The organism is Pseudomonas sp. FW305-20, assembly GCF_058788075.1.
The window spans coordinates 17,653-33,217 of sequence record NZ_JBYTAJ010000023.1; the positions used below are offsets into that span (position 1 = coordinate 17,653).

The window sequence follows — 15,565 nt, forward strand, 5'->3', positions numbered from 1 at the left end:
AGTGAGCCTGCTCGCGATAGCGGTCTGTCAATCAACATTGATTTCGACTGATAGACCGCTATCGCGAGCAGGCTCACTCCCACATTTGTTTTGTGGTGTGCCCAAGGGTTTGTGTCAGTTGTTAGGGTGCCGTTTCTAATTATTCTCACTACTTTGTGCCTGAGCCCGACGCTTTCGCGGGCAGTTCCTCAAACCTTCTGCGCGTGAGGTGCACCATGGCCAAAGTTATTTTGAAGAAAAAAATCGACGCTTCGACGACTGCTCTGAGCGACGTTAAATCTTATGCCCGCAAGATCTGGCTGGCAGGCCTGGGTGCCTACACCAAGGTCGGCCAAGAGGGCAGCGAGTACTTTCAAGAGTTGGTAAAGGCTGGTCAAACTGTTGAAAAGAAAGGCAAAAAAGTAGTTGCCGAGAAGCTTGAAGCGGCCAATGCCGAGATCGATGAAGCCAAGAGTGAAGTGAGCACTTTCAAAGGCAAGGTCGAACTTCAACTCGACAAGGTCGAGAAGGCTTTTGACTCGCGTGTCGCAAGTACCTTGAATCGTATCGGCATTCCGTCTAAACATGACGTTGAGACACTCTCTGCCAAGCTCGATGAGCTGACGGCATTGCTCGAACGCGTCGCGCGTAAATCTTAAGGAGAACGGGATGGCTGGTAAAAAGAACACCGAAAAAGAAGGCAGCTCGTGGATTGGGAAAGTCGAAGACTACTCCCGCAAAATCTGGCTGGCTGGTTTAGGCGTGTACTCGAAGATCGACACTGACGGCAGCAAGCTCTTCGATGCATTGGTTAAAGACGGCGAGAAAGCCGAGAAGCTCACCAAGAGCGCTGTCGGCAAAAAAGTCGATGCTGCCAAGGACTCTGCTACGTCGGCCAAGTCGCGCATCAGCGGTGTGAAAGATCGCGCACTGGGCAAGTGGGATGAGCTGGAAGGGGCTTTCGACAAGCGTCTGAACAGCGCCATTTCGCGCCTGGGTGTACCGAGCCGCAATGAAGTCAAGGCACTGCACAGCAAGGTCGATACCCTGACCAAGCAAATCGAAAAACTCACCGGTGCCAAGGTAGCGCCTGTTGCGGCGAAAACCGCGGCGGCCAAACCTGCAGCCAAGTCGGCTGCCAAACCACTGGCCAAAGCTGCCGCTAAACCGGCTGCCAAACCAGCGGCCAAAACTGCCGCAGCGAAACCTGCAGCGGCCAAGGCAGCAGCAAAACCAGCCGCTAAACCGGCTGCCAAAACTGCAGCGGCCAAACCCGCTACCAAGCCAGCGGCCAAACCTGCCGCAGCGAAGAAGCCAGCGGTGAAAAAGCCGGCAGCGCCGAAAGCGGCTGCACCAAAACCAGCAGCGGCTGCCGCCAAACCGGCAACCCCGGCCCCGGTCAGTGCATCGAACTCCGCAACTGCGCCGACCCCTGCTGCAACCCCGACTGTCGCGCCAGTTCCTTCGACGCCAACCAGTCAGTCCTGATTCCAGGGCTCAAGAAAACGCCCGGCCTGCAAAGGTCGGGCGTTTTTTTGTGCACAGATTAATGAACACCACAGGGTTACTCGTGTTCTTCGAGGTATTGAAGGGCCATCTGCTCCGTCGCGACCTTGATCGGCGGCAACAGATGCGGCGCCACCAGCATCATGATCTGGTACACCACCAATCTCACCTCGCCCTCGCGATCAAGAATCCGCTGATAGTCCAGCGAGAACAGCAGCGTCATGGTGATCTGTTCCACCAACTGCCCCAACGCCTGGGTATCGCTGACCAATTGCCCCTGAGCCTTCAATCGAGCGAGCAACGAAGCCAGTGTGCGCTTCAGCGCATTGAGCAGGTTGCGTATGCCCTTGGCCAGTTTCGGCAAGCGCCCGGCGAGGTTCGACAGGTCCTGGAACAGAAACCGGTAATGGGCCAGGCGTTCGACGATCAGGTGCAGGAACAACCAGTAATCTTCCGGTGCCAGCTCCACATCGGCCGGGGGATCGAGCAGGGGCGCCAGTTCGGCCTGGAAGCGCTCGAACAGTCCGAGAATCAACGGCTCCTTGCCGTGAAAGTGGTAGTAGAGGTTGCCCGGGCTGATGCCCATTTCGTTGGCCACTTCCATGGTGGAGACGTTCGGCTCGCCCTTGTGATTGAACAACTGCAAAGCACATTCGAGAATCCGGTCGCGGGTTTTCATCCAGTCTTCTTAATGGTTCGTTGAACGTCAGCGCACACGCACGTAAGTACCGGGTGCTGCCTCCATCGGTGGATAGTTCTGGTTGCCAAGCACCATGCGTGTCTCTTTTTGCGCACCTGAACGTTCTTGAATCCAGCCCAGCCATTGGGTCCACCAACTGCCATCGACTTGCTTGGCGTCGTAATACCAGGCCCGTGGGTCAGTGCTCAGCTTCGTGCTCTCGACGAAGTGGGCTTTCGGGTTTGAGGGTGGGTTGAGAATGCTCTGCACATGCCCGCTGTTGGACAACACGAAGCGCCGTTCGCCACCCAGCAGCAGGGTCGAGCGATACACCGCATCCCACGGGGTGATGTGGTCGTTGATGCCGGCGACGCTGAAACTGTCGACGGTGACTTTCTGCAAATCGATCGGCGTGCCGCACACTTCCAGACCACCCGGATGACTCAGCGGGTTGTGTTTGAAGAAGTCCAGCAAGTCGCCGTGCAAGGCTGCCGGCAAACGTGTGTTGTCGTTGTTCCAGTAGAGGATGTCGAACGCCGGAGGTTCTTTGCCCAACAGGTAGTTGTTAACGAAATAGCTCCAGATCAAATCGTTGGGGCGCATCCAGGCGAAGACCTTGGCCATGTCGCGGCCGTCCAGCACGCCTTTCTGATAGGAGCGACGCTTGGCCGCTTCAAGCGTCTGTTCGTCGGCGAAGAGGGTCGCAGGCGAGTCCATCTGGCTGTCGAGCAGGCTCACGAGATAGGTCGCGCTGGACACCCGCCGAAGTTGTCGCTTGGCCTGCAAATGGCCTTGCAGGGCGGCAATGGTCAGCCCGCCCGCGCAGGCGCCCATCAGGTTGACCTCGCGGGCGCCAGTGATCGCCCGGCACACATTCATCGCTTCTTCGACGGCTTCGACGTACGTGGACAGCCCCCATTCGCGATGACGCACATCCGGATTGCGCCAGCTGATCATGAAGGTTTGCAGGCCGTTCTTCAGGGCGAACTGGACGAAGCTGTTGTGCGGGCTCAGGTCGAAAATGTAGTACTTGTTGATCTGTGGCGGCACCACCAGCAGCGGTTTGGAATACTGCTTTTCGCTCATGGGCTTGTACTGGATCAACTCCAGCAGCTCATTGCGAAACACCACGGAGCCCGTAGTGGTAGCGACTGTTTTGCCGACTTCGAAAGCTTGCTTGGTGACTTGTCTGGGCAGGCCGTCGTTGTGCAGTAAATCATCGACCAGGTGGCTGATGCCTCGCACCAGGCTGTTGCCGCCGGAGTTGAAGATCTCCTTGATCGCCATTGGATTAAGCAGGCTGTTGGACGGTGCCATGGCGTCGTTGAGCAAGGCGAACGCGAAGTGCGCGCGGGCGCGATCGTCCGGGGTCATGTTGCTCTCGTCGATCCACTGTTTGACCTGCTTCTGCCAGCTCAGGTAGGCCTGCAAGCTACGGCGATAAAAAGGATTGAGGCTCCACGCCGGGTCGGCAAAGCGATTGTCCTGCGGATTGGTCGGGTACAAGGTTTCACCCAGCAGGATTCGGCCCAGTTGACCGCCTAGCTTCAAGGCGTGTCGGGCGGTGTGCACCGGGTTGCGCAATCCATGGGCGGCAACGCTGCGCAGGGTCGAAAACAGATCCCGACCACGCAGACCGGTAATTGCACTTTGCGCATTAATGAACGCGGCGGGAGTGGATAGAAATTCCCTCGCTGGCTTTTCGCGCATGAATCAACACTCCTTCGTCTTCAGGCCAAATACAGATACACCGAACCAGAACACCATAGACGCTGTTGCGGATTGTTGCGCGGCGCTGCGTCTTCCCGACCCCTTTTTGTAACAAAAGCCAGGGCCGATTAGCCGCCCAATGGCGCCGGATGCGGATGCATCACGGCACGCTGACGTTCTTCCTGGAGAAACTTCATGATGATCGGTGCCACTGCTTCGGCCCGGGTAATCAGGAACAGATGCCCGTCATCGATGATGTGCAACTGGGCGTTGGGAATCCGCCAGGCCAGTAAGCGCATGTTGACCAACGGGATCAGCGGATCGTCGTCACCGGCCAGTATCAGGGTTGGCTGGTGGATCTTGTGCAGCCAGTGAATGCTGGTCCAGCCGAGGCCGGCGAACAGCTGCCAGTAGTAACCGAGCTTGCCTGCCGAGCGGACCTTGGCGGCATGGCTGGCGGCCAGGGTCGGATCACGACGGAACGCACCGCCATAGATCATCGGCGCAATGCGAATCACGTGGGATGGCTGGATATAGCGTCGTGGGCTGGCCATCATCCACAGGACTTTAGGCTTGCCCGGCACCATCACCGTGCCAGCCGCCGTGGCCGCCAGAACGAGTTTCTTGCAGCGCTCGGGATAGTCGTAGGCGAACTGCTGCGCCAGGGCGCCACCCCACGACACGCCAATCACGTTGACTTGCCCGTAGTCGAGATAGTCGAGCATCCGCGCCGTGAGTTTTGCCAGGCCCGGAAAGCGATACGGTTGCCTTGGCGTCGACGAACCGCCGACACCAGGAACGTCGAAGGCGATGACCTCAAGGTCCGGGTCCAACGCCGCGACGAACGGAAACACCAGCTCCAGGTTGGCGCCGATGCCGTTGAAAATCAGCAAGGGCGTCAAGTGAGGCTTGCCGGGGCGTACCGCCGTGCGGAGGGTCTGGCCATCCAGGTCGACGGTACGAAATATGAACGGTTGCGGCATGCTTCAAGCCCTGTGGGGTCACTCTCTCAATTTCACCCCCGATCCCCTGTGGGAGCGGGCTTGCTCGCGAATGCGTCAGGTCAGTCGACATCACTGTTGAATGATCAATCGCTTTCGCGAGCAAGCCCGCTCCCACAGGGGCGCGAGGTGTGTCAGTTACCGCTCATGCACATACGTGCCTGGTGCAGCTTCACCTGCTGGATAAGCCTTGTTGCCCAGTTTGGTCGGGGACTTTTTCAGCTCGCCCGAACGCTCGGCTTGCCATGCCTGCCAGTGCAACCACCAGGAATCGGTGTGCTTGGTGGAATTTTCTTGCCACTCCTCGGCCTTGACCGGCATTTCGGAGCTGGTCATGTAGCGCGATTTCGGATTGCCCGGCGGGTTCAGAATGCTCTGGATATGCCCGCTGCTGGACAGCACGAACTCAACCTTGCCACCGAACAGTTGTGCCGACTTGTAGCAGGACTTCCACGGAGTGATGTGGTCGTTGGTTCCGGCCAGGGAGTAGATGTCGGCAGTGACCTGCTTCAGATTGATCGGCGTACCGCACACTTCCAGTGCATCAGGACGGATCAGTGGGTTGGTCTTGAACATCTCGATCAGGTCGCCGTGGAACGCAGCGGGCAACCGTGTGGTGTCGTTGTTCCAGAACAGGATGTCGAACACCGGCGGCTCGTTGCCCAGCAGGTAGTTGTTGACCCAATAGTTCCAGATCAGGTCGTTGGGGCGCATCCAGGCGAAAACTTTCGCCATGTCGCGGCCTTCCAGTACGCCGGCCTGGTAGGAGTGGCGCTTGGCGGATTCGAGGGTCTGCTCGTCGACGAACAGTGCCACGTCGCTGTCCAGGGTGGTGTCCAGCACGCTGACCAGCAGCGTCAGGGCGTTGACCTTTTTCTCGCCGAGTGCGGCGTAGTGGCCCAGCAAGGCGGTGCAGGTGATACCGCCGGAGCAGGCGCCGAGCATGTTGATGTCTTTGCTGCCGGTGATCGCGGTGACCACGTCGACGGCTTCCTTGAGCGCTTCGATGTAGGTCGACAGGCCCCACTCACGCTGCTCCTTGGTCGGGTTGCGCCAGCTGACGATGAACGTCTGCATGTTGTTGCGCAGGCAGAAGCGCGCCAGGCTCTTGTCCGGACTCAGATCGAAAACATAGAACTTGTTGATCTGCGGTGGTACCACCAGCAGTGGGCGCTCGTGCACCTGTTCGGTGGTCGGCCGGTACTGGATCAGTTCCAGCACGTCATTGCGAAACACCACCGCGCCTTCGGTGACGCCCAGGCTCTTGCCGACCTCGAACGCGCCCATGTTGACCTGGCTCGGCATGCCGCCGTTGTGCACCAGGTCCTTGGCCAGATGGGAGAGGCCGTCGAGCAGGCTTTTACCGCCGGTTTCGAAGAAGCGTTTGACCGCCGCCGGGTTGGCCGCACTGTTGGTCGGGGCCATGGCTTCGGTCATGAGGTTGATCACGAAATGCCCGCGTGCGACGTCCTTGGGCGAGAGATTGCTTTCGCCGATCCAGTCGTGGAGTTCCTTGCGCCACGCCAGGTAAGTTTGCAAATAACGTTTGTAGAGCGGGTTCTGACTCCAGGCCGGGTCGTGGAAGCGACGGTCATCGCTTGTCGGTTGCAGCGCAGATTTGCCGAACAGCACGTTCTTCAGTTCGATACCGAAATGAGCGACATGCTTTGCACTATGAATCGGTTGTTTGATGGCCTGGGTCAGCACCATACGGGCAGAGCCCAACAGATCTTTTCTACGCAGTCCAACGACGGGATTCAGCCCCAAGGTATTTTCCGAGGCCTGAAGTTTCAGGTCATCGTTATTCTTGTTACTCATCTACGACGCTCCATTGTCCTGAGACGAGTACCTGGGTCCAGCTGTGCAGTCCACAGCCAGTGCCAGGTACTACTGCTCGGGTGACCGTTAATTCTGCATCGCTGCTTTTTAGTTCAGAGAGCACTGCAGGTACCTTGCCAGCACCATTGGTTACCCGAGTTTAATTTTTTTCGCAAGCAGGCCAATCGTTGGCCCAAACGCGGAGCATTCAAACAGATGGAATTAGAAAATGCCTTCTAATGAGCGAGAGGCCCGAGTTAGAGCATCAGCTTGACGATGGATTCGTTCGGGTCGCGGGTCTTTCCGGCGGCTTTGAGTTCGGCAAGATAATCGTTCCAGAGATCCTCTTGGCGCACGCCCAGCTGGTACAGATATTCCCAAGTGAACAGGCCGCTGTCGTGGCCGTCGTCGAAGGTCAATTTCAGTGCGTACTGACCGGCCGGTTCGACCTTGGTCAGGCCTACGCCGATCTTGCCAAATTGCAGGATAGGTTTGCCGTGGCCCTGGACCTCGGCGGAAGGAGAGTGCACGCGCAGGAACTCGGCGGGCAGGTGATGTTCCTCGCCGGACGCGTATTTCAGCGACAGGGTTTTCGAGGCTTTGTGCAGTTTGATGTCGGTGGGGAGTTGGGTCGTCATGGGGCCGGTCGTCCGTCTTAATGGAGGCCCTGTGTCGGCGGGTGATCCTGTGGCGAGGGAGCTTGCTCCCGCTCGGCTGCGCAGCAGTCGTAAATCCGGCGAATGGGGTCTTGCTGATAAACCGCATTCGCCGATTTTGGGGCCGCTTCGCGACCCAGCGGGAGCAAGCTCCCTCGCCACAGAAGCCCGCTCACACAGAATGTGACCTACAGGATATAACGGGACAGGTCTTCGTTCTGCGCCAATTCGCCCAAGTGGCTGTTGACGTATTCGGCGTCGATCATGATCGGCTTTTCGTCGTGGGCGCTGGCCAGATCGCCGGCGCTGAACGACACCTCCTCAAGCAGGCGTTCCAGCAGCGTGTGCAGGCGACGGGCGCCGATGTTCTCGGTCTTCTCGTTGACCTGCCAGGCGATCTCGGCGATGCGCTTGATGCCGTCCGGCTGGAACTCGATCACCAGGCCTTCGGTTTTCAGCAGGGCGCAATACTGCTCGGTGAGCGACGCGTGCGGCTCGCTGAGAATGCGTTCGAAATCTTCAGGCGTCAGCGCCTTGAGTTCGACACGAATCGGCAGACGACCTTGCAGCTCTGGCACCAGATCGCTCGGCTTGCTCAGGTGGAACGCACCGGACGCGATGAACAGGATGTGGTCGGTCTTGACCATGCCCAGTTTGGTGTTGACGGTGCAACCTTCGATCAGCGGCAGCAAGTCACGCTGTACGCCTTCACGGGAGACGTCGACGCCACCGGAGTTGCCGCGCTTGGCGACTTTGTCGATTTCGTCGATGAACACGATGCCGTGTTGCTCGACCGCTTCCAGTGCCTTGGCCTTCAACTCTTCTTCGTTGACCAGGCGACCGGCTTCTTCGTCGCGCACCAGTTTCAGCGCTTCCTTGACCTTGATCTTGCGGCTCTTGCGTTTGCCCTTGCCCATGTTGGCGAACAGGCTCTGCAACTGGTTGGTCATCTCTTCCATGCCCGGTGGCGCGGAAATATCGACACCGGTCACTTCGGCGACTTCGATTTCGATCTCTTTGTCATCCAGCTGACCTTCGCGCAGGCGCTTGCGGAACAGTTGGCGGGTGTTGGAGTCAGCGGACGATCCGGCGTCTTCGTTGCTGAAACCCATGCGTGCCGGTGGCAGCAGGGCGTCGAGGATGCGATCTTCGGCGGCGTCTTCGGCGCGGTGGCGAACCTTGGTCATTTCCTGTTCGCGCAGCAGCTTGATCGCCGCGTCGGCCAGGTCGCGAATGATCGATTCAACGTCGCGGCCGACATAGCCGACTTCGGTGAACTTGGTCGCTTCGACCTTGATGAACGGCGCGTTGGCCAGTTTCGCCAGGCGACGGGCAATCTCGGTTTTACCGACACCGGTCGGGCCGATCATCAGGATGTTTTTTGGTGTGACTTCAACGCGCAGCTCTTCAGGCAGCTGCATCCGGCGCCAGCGGTTACGCAGCGCGATGGCGACGGCGCGCTTGGCATCGTCCTGGCCGATGATATGGCGATTGAGTTCGTGGACGATTTCACGGGGAGTCATGGACATAGTAATTGGCGGTCCTCAGGTAAAAGTGAGCCGTGGCGTGGTGGCCAAGACAGGCTTACTCAGCGAGGTCCTGCTCCTCAATGGTGAAGGTGTGGTTGGTGAATACACAGATGTCGCCGGCGATGCCGAGGGCGGTTTCGACGATTTCCCGGGCTGACAGGTCGGTTTTCTTCAGCAGTGCGCTGGCGGCGGCCTGGGCGTAACCGCCACCGGAACCCATGGCGATCAGACCTTCTTCGGGTTCGACCACGTCGCCGTTGCCGGTGATGATCAGAGAAGCGTCTTTGTTCGCGACCGCGAGCATGGCCTCGAGGCGGCTGAGGGAGCGGTCAGTGCGCCATTCTTTGGCGAGTTCGACAGCGGCGCGAACCAGGTGGCCCTGATGTTTCTCAAGCTGGCCTTCGAAACGCTCGAAGAGGGTGAAGGCGTCAGCGGTGGCCCCGGCAAAACCGGCGATCACCTGGCCGTGGTACAGGCGGCGAACTTTCTTCGCGTTGCCTTTCATCACGGTATTGCCCAGAGAAACCTGGCCGTCGCCGCCCATGACGACTTTGCCGTGGCGGCGAACTGAAACGATGGTGGTCAAGGGAGAGTCTCCACGCAGCGGGGCGAAAATGCCTTATGCCAACTCATATGGGGGTGGTGGAGAGGATTTCAACTGCAGGAAGGGAGAGGGGACGAGCGGTGTGTCAGTGGCAAAGAAGGGGGCGGGTGAGTTCCTGTGGCGAGGGAGCTTGCTCCCGCTCGGCTGCGAAGCAGTCGTAAACCCGGCCTTCACGGTCCGTCTGACGGATCGCGGTGGCCGGATTTGGGAGTGCTGCGCACTCCAGCGGGAGCAAGCTCCCTCGCCACAAAAGCAGGCTGTTTATTGATCGTTCCCACGCTCTGCGTGGGAATGCCTCAAGGGACGCTCCGCGTTCCAGCTCTGGAAAGGACGCGGAGCGTCCCGGGCTGCATTCCTTTGCTGCGCGTGGGAACGATCATGAAGGGTTAGCGGCTTTGGCGTTGTTGTAACAACAGGTTGCTGAACCCGCTGCCAGCCAGTTGTTTCTGGGCGGTGGTCAGTTGTTCGCGATTACTGAACGGACCAACCAGCACCCGATACCAGGTTTCGTCCTTAACGGTGCCGGATTCAACCGCCACCGCCTGACCGAGCAGGATGATCTGGGCCCGAACCTTGTCCGCATCAGCTTCCTTGCGGAACGAACCGGCCTGCAGGAAGAACTTGGTCACCGGCGCCGCTTTGGACACCGGTGGCGCTGGCGGCGGGGTAATCCCGGCCAGGGCGGCCTGAGCCCGCGCGGTATCGATCTTGGCCGCTTGCTCGGGCGTAACCGGTGTCGTCGGAATGGCCGGCACTTGTGGTGTCGGCAGGGTTTTCTCCGGCACCGCATCCGGCGGCACGATGACTTCCGATTCCGGCAGCAACGTGTAGAAGTCGTACTTCGGCTTCACCGGTTGCGTCGGGCTCGGCGGGGTCTTGTTGGCCTCGGCGATCTTGGCTTTCTGCTGCTCGACCTTCTCGCGCTTGACGCTCTCGCTACCCTTGCCCGGTTCCAGTTTCATCAGGAACACCAGAAAAGCGCCGACCGTCAGGCCGATGGCCATCCACAGCCAACCCGGGATCGGTTGCTTTGCAGGAGCTTGGTAACGGCTGGCGCCACGCTTGGGTGCTGGTTTTTTCTTGGCAGCCAACTTACATACGCTCCAGAGTTTCCAGACCCAAGAGTTCCAGGCCTTGCTTGAGAGTGCGACCGGTCAGCGCGGCGAGGCGCAGGCGGCTCTGCATTTGTGCCGGGGTCTCGGCGCTGAGGATCGGGCAGTTCTCGTAGAAACTGGAGAACAGGCCGGCGACATCGTACAGGTAGGTGCACAGGATGTGCGGCGTGCCTTTGTCGGACACGTTGTTCAGCACTTCGCCGAACTGCGCGAGCTTCGCCGCCAGTTCGTGTTCGTGCGGGGCTTCGAGGACGATCTGGCCTTCGACTTCGCTGAAGTCCTTGCCGAGTTTGCGGAACACGCCGGCCACGCGGGTGTAGGCGTACAGCAGGTACGGCGCAGTGTTGCCTTCGAAGTTCAGCATCAGGTCGAAGTTGAAGCTGTAGTCGCTGGTGCGATGCTTGGACAGGTCGGCGTATTTCACCGCGCCAATGCCCACGACCTTGGCGATGTTGCGCAGTTCGTCTTCGGCAAGTTCCGGGTTCTTTTCTTTCACCAGGTTGTAGGCACGCTCCTGGGCTTCGGTCAGCAGGTCGATCAGCTTCACGGTGCCGCCGTCACGGGTCTTGAACGGACGGCCGTCGGCGCCGTTCATGGTGCCGAAGCCCATGTGTTCCATTTCCATCGGGTGCGTCACGAAGCCGGCCAGGCGCGCGACCTGGAACACTTGCTGGAAGTGCAGGGCCTGGCGCTGGTCGACGAAGTACAGCGCACGATCGGCCTTCAGCACACCGCTGCGGTAACGCACGGCCGCCAGGTCGGTGGTGGCGTAGAGGTAACCGCCGTCAGCCTTGACGATGATCACCGGCAGCGGGTCGCCGTCGGCGTTCTTGAACTCGTCGAGGAACACGCACTGGGCGCCGTTGCTTTCGACCAGCAGGCCGGCGGCCTTGAGGTCGTTGACCACGTTGATCAGGTCGTCGTTGTAGGCGCTTTCGCCCATCACGTCAGCCATGGTCAGTTTGACGTTCAGCAGTTCGTAGATTTTCTGGCAGTGCGACAGCGAGATGTCTTTGAACTTGGTCCACAGCGCCAGGCAGTCCGGGTCGCCGGCTTGCAGCTTGACCACCAGGCCACGGGCGCGATCGGCGAATTCTTTGGATTCGTCGAAGCGTTGCTTGGCGGCGCGGTAGAAGTTTTCCAGGTCCGACAGCTCGTCGCTGGTGATCGGGTTTTCCTGCAGATACGCCATCAGCATGCCGAACTGGGTGCCCCAGTCGCCAACGTGGTTCTGGCGGATCACTTCGTCGCCGAGGAATTCCAGAACCCGCGCCACGCCGTCGCCGATGATGGTCGAGCGCAAGTGGCCGACGTGCATCTCTTTGGCCAGGTTCGGTGCCGACAGGTCGACGACAGTGCGCTGCACCGGACCCGCCTTGCGCACGCCGATGTGGGCATCGGCCAGGGCGGCGTCCAGGCGAGTGGCCAGGGCCTGGGTGTTCTGGAAGAAGTTCAGGAAACCGGGACCGGCGATTTCGGTCTTGGTGACATTTTCGTCAGTCGGCAGCGCGGCGATGATTTTCTCGGCCAGGTCGCGCGGCTTCATGCCAGCTGGCTTGGCCAGCATCATGGCGATGTTGCTGGCGAAATCGCCGTGAGTCTTGTCGCGGGAGTTTTCCACCTGGATCGCCGGCGACAGGCCTTCAGGCAACACACCTTCGTTGACGAGTTGGGTGATGGCTTGTTGGATCAGCTGGCGAATGGTGTCTTTCATGGTGTTCTCTTTCGACCGCAAGCGCGGCGGCGCCTGGATGCGCTAGTGGAAAAACTGGGCATTATCCGTTGCGAAGACGGGCTTGCCAACTATAGCGGGCAGGTTATGGATATGTGGTGACAAATCGACCGCTATCGCGGGCAAGCCCGCTCCCACAGGGTAAGTGGTATGACGTAGAGCAAGTGAACAACGCAGATCCCTGTGGGAGCCGGGCTTGCCCGCGATAGCGATCTTGAATTCAATACAAATCGACCGGATCCACATCCAGCGACCAGCGCACCGCCCGCCCACTCGGCATCTGCTCCAACACCAGCAACCAACTGCTCAGCAATCGATGCAGCGGCGCCCTGGCCGTGGCTTGCAGCAACAACTGCGCGCGATAACGCCCGGCCCGGCGCTCCATCGGTGCCGGCACTGGCCCCAGCAACTCAATCCCGGTCAGATTCTGCTCGGCCAGCAAACGCTCGGCCTCGCTGCACGCCTCATCCAGGAAGCCTTCAGCTTGCCCCGGTTTGTGCGCTTCGGCCCGCAGCAGCGCCAGGTGCGCAAACGGCGGCAGCCCCGCCGAGCGACGTTCGCTCAACGCTTGTTCGGCAAAGGCGAAATAGCCCTGTTCAGTCAATTGCACCAGCAGCGGATGGTCGGCCAGGTGCGTCTGGATGATCACTTTGCCCGGCTCTTCAGCCCGGCCCGCACGCCCGGCCACCTGGACGATCAACTGCGCCATGCGCTCGCTGGCGCGGAAGTCGCCGGAAAACAGCCCGCCGTCGGCATCGAGAATCGACACCAGCGTCACCCGTGGAAAGTGGTGCCCTTTGGCAAGCATTTGCGTGCCGACCAAAATGCACGGCTGGCCCTTCTGAATGGTCGTGAACAGCTGATTCATGGCGTCTTTGCGCGAAGTGCTATCGCGGTCGACCCTCAGCACCGGGACGTTCGGAAACAAAATCCCCAATCGTTCTTCGGCGCGCTCGGTGCCGGCGCCGACTGGTCGCAAATCGACCTTGCCGCATTTCGGGCAATGCCGAGGAACGCGTTCGACGTAGCCGCAATGGTGGCAGCGCAGTTCGCCGGAGCGCTGGTGCACGGTCATGCGCGCATCGCAGCGCTGACACTCGGACATCCAGCCACAGTCGTGACAGAGCAAGGTCGGGGCAAAACCGCGACGGTTGAGGAACACCAACACTTGTTGTCCGGCGGCCAGCGTCTGGCCGATGGCCTGCTGCATCGGCCCGGAAATGCCGCTGTCCAGTGGACGACTTTTCACGTCCAGGCGCAGGAATCGCGGCTGCTTGGCGCCGCCGGCGCGCTCATTCAGGCGTAAGAGCCCGTATCGACCGGTGTAGGCGTTGTGCAGGCTTTCCAGCGAAGGCGTGGCGGAGCCGAGGACAATCGGGATGTTTTCCTGGCGGGCGCGCACCAATGCCAGGTCGCGGGCGTGATAGCGCAGGCCTTCCTGCTGTTTATAGGAACCGTCGTGCTCTTCATCGATGATGATCAGGCCGGGGTTCTTCATCGGCGTGAACAGCGCCGAGCGGGTGCCGATAATGATGTCGGCGTCACCGTCCCGGGCGGCGAGCCAGGCTTCGAGGCGCTCGCGGTCATTGATCGCCGAGTGGATCAGCGCGATGCGCGCATTGAAACGCTGCTCGAAGCGCGCCAGGGTCTGCGGGCCGAGGTTGATTTCCGGGATCAGTACCAGCGCTTGTTTACCGGCCTCGAGGGTTTCGCGGATCAACTGCAAATAGACTTCGGTCTTGCCGCTGCCGGTGACGCCGGCCAGCAGGAATGCGTGATAACTGTCGAAGCCTGCGCGAATCGCCTCATAGGCCGCACGTTGCTCCGGGTTGAGCGGCAGTTCCGGCTGCGCCAGCCAGTGTTCGTGGCGGGCGTCGGGGGCGTGCTTGCGGATTTCGACTTGCACCAGATCCTTGGCCAGCAGCAAATCCAGGCTGTCCTTGCTCAACATCAGTTTGCTCAACAACTGATGGGCGACACCGTGGGGATGCTGGGCCAGGGTCGCCAGGGCCTCACGTTGACGCGGGGCGCGAGCGATGCGCGGATCATCGAGGCTGGCGCCGGGTGCGGCGGACCAGAAGCGTTCCTGCCGTGCTTCGGCCAGTTCACCCTGACGCAGCAACACCGGCAGCGCCCAGCTCAAAGTGTCGCCGAGGCTGTGCTGGTAATACTGAGACGTCCACAGGCACAGCTTGAACAGCGCTGGCGGCAGGGGCGGTGTGGCATCGAGCAGGGCCAGGGCCGGCTTGAGCTTTTCTACCGGCACTTCACTGGTGTCGGTGACCTCCACCAGAATCCCGATCATCTCCCGTCGGCCGAACGGCACCCGCAGGCGCATGCCAGGTTGCAACTGGGCACGCAGGACTCCGGCCGGGGCACGGTAATCGAACAGACGGCGCAGCGGCGAAGGCAGGGCGAGGCGCAAAATGGCGTCGGGCACGCGGGGGTACTCATCTTGGGCGGACGGTGAAGAAGGGCGCGAGCCTAGCAGACGAGTGGTAGGGGTGTCCCCTGTCGGGTGACGGGCTCTGTTTTAAATGGCGGCTTGCACGGCGAGGTGGTCGAGTCTTTATGCCTGAACGCTGCTCTAAGACGTTTTAATCGAGTTGGGCCACAAAGCTATTAAGCTTCTTTAATCTTGCAGGTTCTTGAACCGGATGCGATGGAGTGAAGGACGCCGGTTTGGATATCCCTCACCCTGATAAAAGTTTTCACTGTTATAAATAAGAGTGAGGGGTTATGTTTAATTTCCAGTGATACTGAAAACTATATCAACCTTGTATTGGGGTATGTCGCCGAATGCGACTGTGGTAAAGATAAGCTCTCCTTCGAGATGCCTTACACTTGCAAAGTTTTTTAGGTTTAACTGTCCTTCGATCGCATGAAACCATTTTTCGCTAGGCCAAAGGCTATAGCTGCAATTTATTTCCTCGCTCGGCCCCACCTTGTAGGTCCCGGACGCGGGCTCTGGAGTGTTGAAAGAAATCTCTATTTGGAAGGTATCCTCGATTCCCTCGGGATCGTCACCGGATAGGTGTACCCTTTGATCATAGCGGTAGAATCCATTAGCTGTTAATGGGTAAGTTTTTCCAGAGCCAAGAATCATGACTGTGCCGGTCAAAGTTCCGGTAGCCATACTTTTTGTTGGCGATGATTGGCTATGTTGCGGCTTGTCGGATATTGACATGAATATGCTCCTGCAATATTAATTTGCTGTGCTTGAGTTGTATTGCTGC

Annotated in this window: 13 protein-coding genes; 2 read left to right on the forward strand and 11 right to left on the reverse strand. The window is 59.6% G+C overall.

What is annotated here, in order from left to right; genetic code table 11:
* The first annotated feature begins 215 nt into the window (after window positions 1-215).
* Together AC3WP4_RS19350 and AC3WP4_RS19355 are read left to right on the forward strand one after the other, a co-directional pair.
* Entirely contained in the window at window positions 216-638 is a 423-nt protein-coding gene (locus AC3WP4_RS19350; protein WP_074872868.1) for a phasin family protein, read from the forward strand.
* 10 nt (window positions 639-648) lie between these two features.
* A complete protein-coding gene (locus AC3WP4_RS19355) occupies window positions 649-1,467 on the forward strand; it encodes a phasin family protein (RefSeq protein WP_074872871.1) in 819 nt (272 codons plus the stop codon).
* 76 nt (window positions 1,468-1,543) lie between these two features.
* Here the strand turns inward: AC3WP4_RS19355 and AC3WP4_RS19360 are convergent, their stop codons facing one another.
* From AC3WP4_RS19360 to AC3WP4_RS19410, 11 genes are all read right to left on the reverse strand, one after another.
* Entirely contained in the window at window positions 1,544-2,164 is a 621-nt protein-coding gene (locus AC3WP4_RS19360; protein ID WP_008149531.1) for a TetR/AcrR family transcriptional regulator, read from the reverse strand.
* A 27-nt stretch (window positions 2,165-2,191) separates the two neighbouring features.
* The gene (phaC, locus tag AC3WP4_RS19365; protein ID WP_074872874.1) at window positions 2,192-3,874 is read right to left on the reverse strand and encodes a class II poly(R)-hydroxyalkanoic acid synthase; all 1,683 of its coding nucleotides are present in this window, start codon (window positions 3,872-3,874) and stop codon (window positions 2,192-2,194) included.
* Between the two features lie 128 nt (window positions 3,875-4,002).
* Window positions 4,003-4,857 carry a poly(3-hydroxyalkanoate) depolymerase gene (gene phaZ, locus AC3WP4_RS19370; protein ID WP_074872878.1) on the reverse strand — a complete coding sequence of 285 codons (855 nt, stop codon included), beginning with the start codon at window positions 4,855-4,857 and terminating at the stop codon, window positions 4,003-4,005.
* 156 nt (window positions 4,858-5,013) lie between these two features.
* A complete protein-coding gene (phaC, locus tag AC3WP4_RS19375; protein WP_074872880.1) occupies window positions 5,014-6,693 on the reverse strand; it encodes a class II poly(R)-hydroxyalkanoic acid synthase in 1,680 nt (559 codons plus the stop codon).
* A 257-nt stretch (window positions 6,694-6,950) separates the two neighbouring features.
* Entirely contained in the window at window positions 6,951-7,331 is a 381-nt protein-coding gene (locus AC3WP4_RS19380; protein ID WP_033055352.1) for a gamma-butyrobetaine hydroxylase family protein, read from the reverse strand.
* Window positions 7,332-7,537: 206 nt separating this feature from the next.
* On the reverse strand, window positions 7,538-8,878 hold the full coding sequence (gene hslU, locus AC3WP4_RS19385) for an ATP-dependent protease ATPase subunit HslU (protein WP_074872883.1): 1,341 nt from the start codon (window positions 8,876-8,878) through the stop codon (window positions 7,538-7,540).
* A gap of 55 nt (window positions 8,879-8,933) precedes the next feature.
* On the reverse strand, window positions 8,934-9,464 hold the full coding sequence (hslV, locus tag AC3WP4_RS19390; protein ID WP_007899242.1) for an ATP-dependent protease subunit HslV: 531 nt from the start codon (window positions 9,462-9,464) through the stop codon (window positions 8,934-8,936).
* Window positions 9,465-9,868: 404 nt separating this feature from the next.
* Entirely contained in the window at window positions 9,869-10,573 is a 705-nt protein-coding gene (locus tag AC3WP4_RS19395) for an SPOR domain-containing protein (protein WP_074872886.1), read from the reverse strand.
* 1 nt (window position 10,574) lies between these two features.
* Entirely contained in the window at window positions 10,575-12,311 is a 1,737-nt protein-coding gene (gene argS / locus AC3WP4_RS19400; protein WP_102615683.1) for an arginine--tRNA ligase, read from the reverse strand.
* A 238-nt stretch (window positions 12,312-12,549) separates the two neighbouring features.
* Window positions 12,550-14,769 carry a primosomal protein N' gene (locus AC3WP4_RS19405; RefSeq protein WP_102615682.1) on the reverse strand — a complete coding sequence of 740 codons (2,220 nt, stop codon included), beginning with the start codon at window positions 14,767-14,769 and terminating at the stop codon, window positions 12,550-12,552.
* A gap of 303 nt (window positions 14,770-15,072) precedes the next feature.
* Window positions 15,073-15,516, reverse strand: a complete 444-nt coding sequence (locus AC3WP4_RS19410) for a hypothetical protein (protein WP_102615681.1) — start codon at window positions 15,514-15,516, stop codon at window positions 15,073-15,075.
* Window positions 15,517-15,565 lie beyond the last annotated feature (49 nt).

What these genes read in the sequence shown, in the direction of transcription:
- AC3WP4_RS19350 (WP_074872868.1), top strand. Translation starts at nt 216, where the DNA reads ATGGCCAAAGTTATTTTGAAGAAAAAAATCGACGCTTCGACGACTGCT.
- AC3WP4_RS19355 (WP_074872871.1), top strand. Translation starts at nt 649, where the DNA reads ATGGCTGGTAAAAAGAACACCGAAAAAGAAGGCAGCTCGTGGATTGGG.
- AC3WP4_RS19360 (WP_008149531.1), bottom strand. Translation starts at nt 2,164, where the DNA reads ATGAAAACCCGCGACCGGATTCTCGAATGTGCTTTGCAGTTGTTCAAT.
- phaC (WP_074872874.1), bottom strand. Translation starts at nt 3,874, where the DNA reads ATGCGCGAAAAGCCAGCGAGGGAATTTCTATCCACTCCCGCCGCGTTC.
- phaZ (WP_074872878.1), bottom strand. Translation starts at nt 4,857, where the DNA reads ATGCCGCAACCGTTCATATTTCGTACCGTCGACCTGGATGGCCAGACC.
- phaC (WP_074872880.1), bottom strand. Translation starts at nt 6,693, where the DNA reads ATGAGTAACAAGAATAACGATGACCTGAAACTTCAGGCCTCGGAAAAT.
- AC3WP4_RS19380 (WP_033055352.1), bottom strand. Translation starts at nt 7,331, where the DNA reads ATGACGACCCAACTCCCCACCGACATCAAACTGCACAAAGCCTCGAAA.
- hslU (WP_074872883.1), bottom strand. Translation starts at nt 8,878, where the DNA reads ATGTCCATGACTCCCCGTGAAATCGTCCACGAACTCAATCGCCATATC.
- argS (WP_102615683.1), bottom strand. Translation starts at nt 12,311, where the DNA reads ATGAAAGACACCATTCGCCAGCTGATCCAACAAGCCATCACCCAACTC.
- AC3WP4_RS19410 (WP_102615681.1), bottom strand. Translation starts at nt 15,516, where the DNA reads ATGTCAATATCCGACAAGCCGCAACATAGCCAATCATCGCCAACAAAA.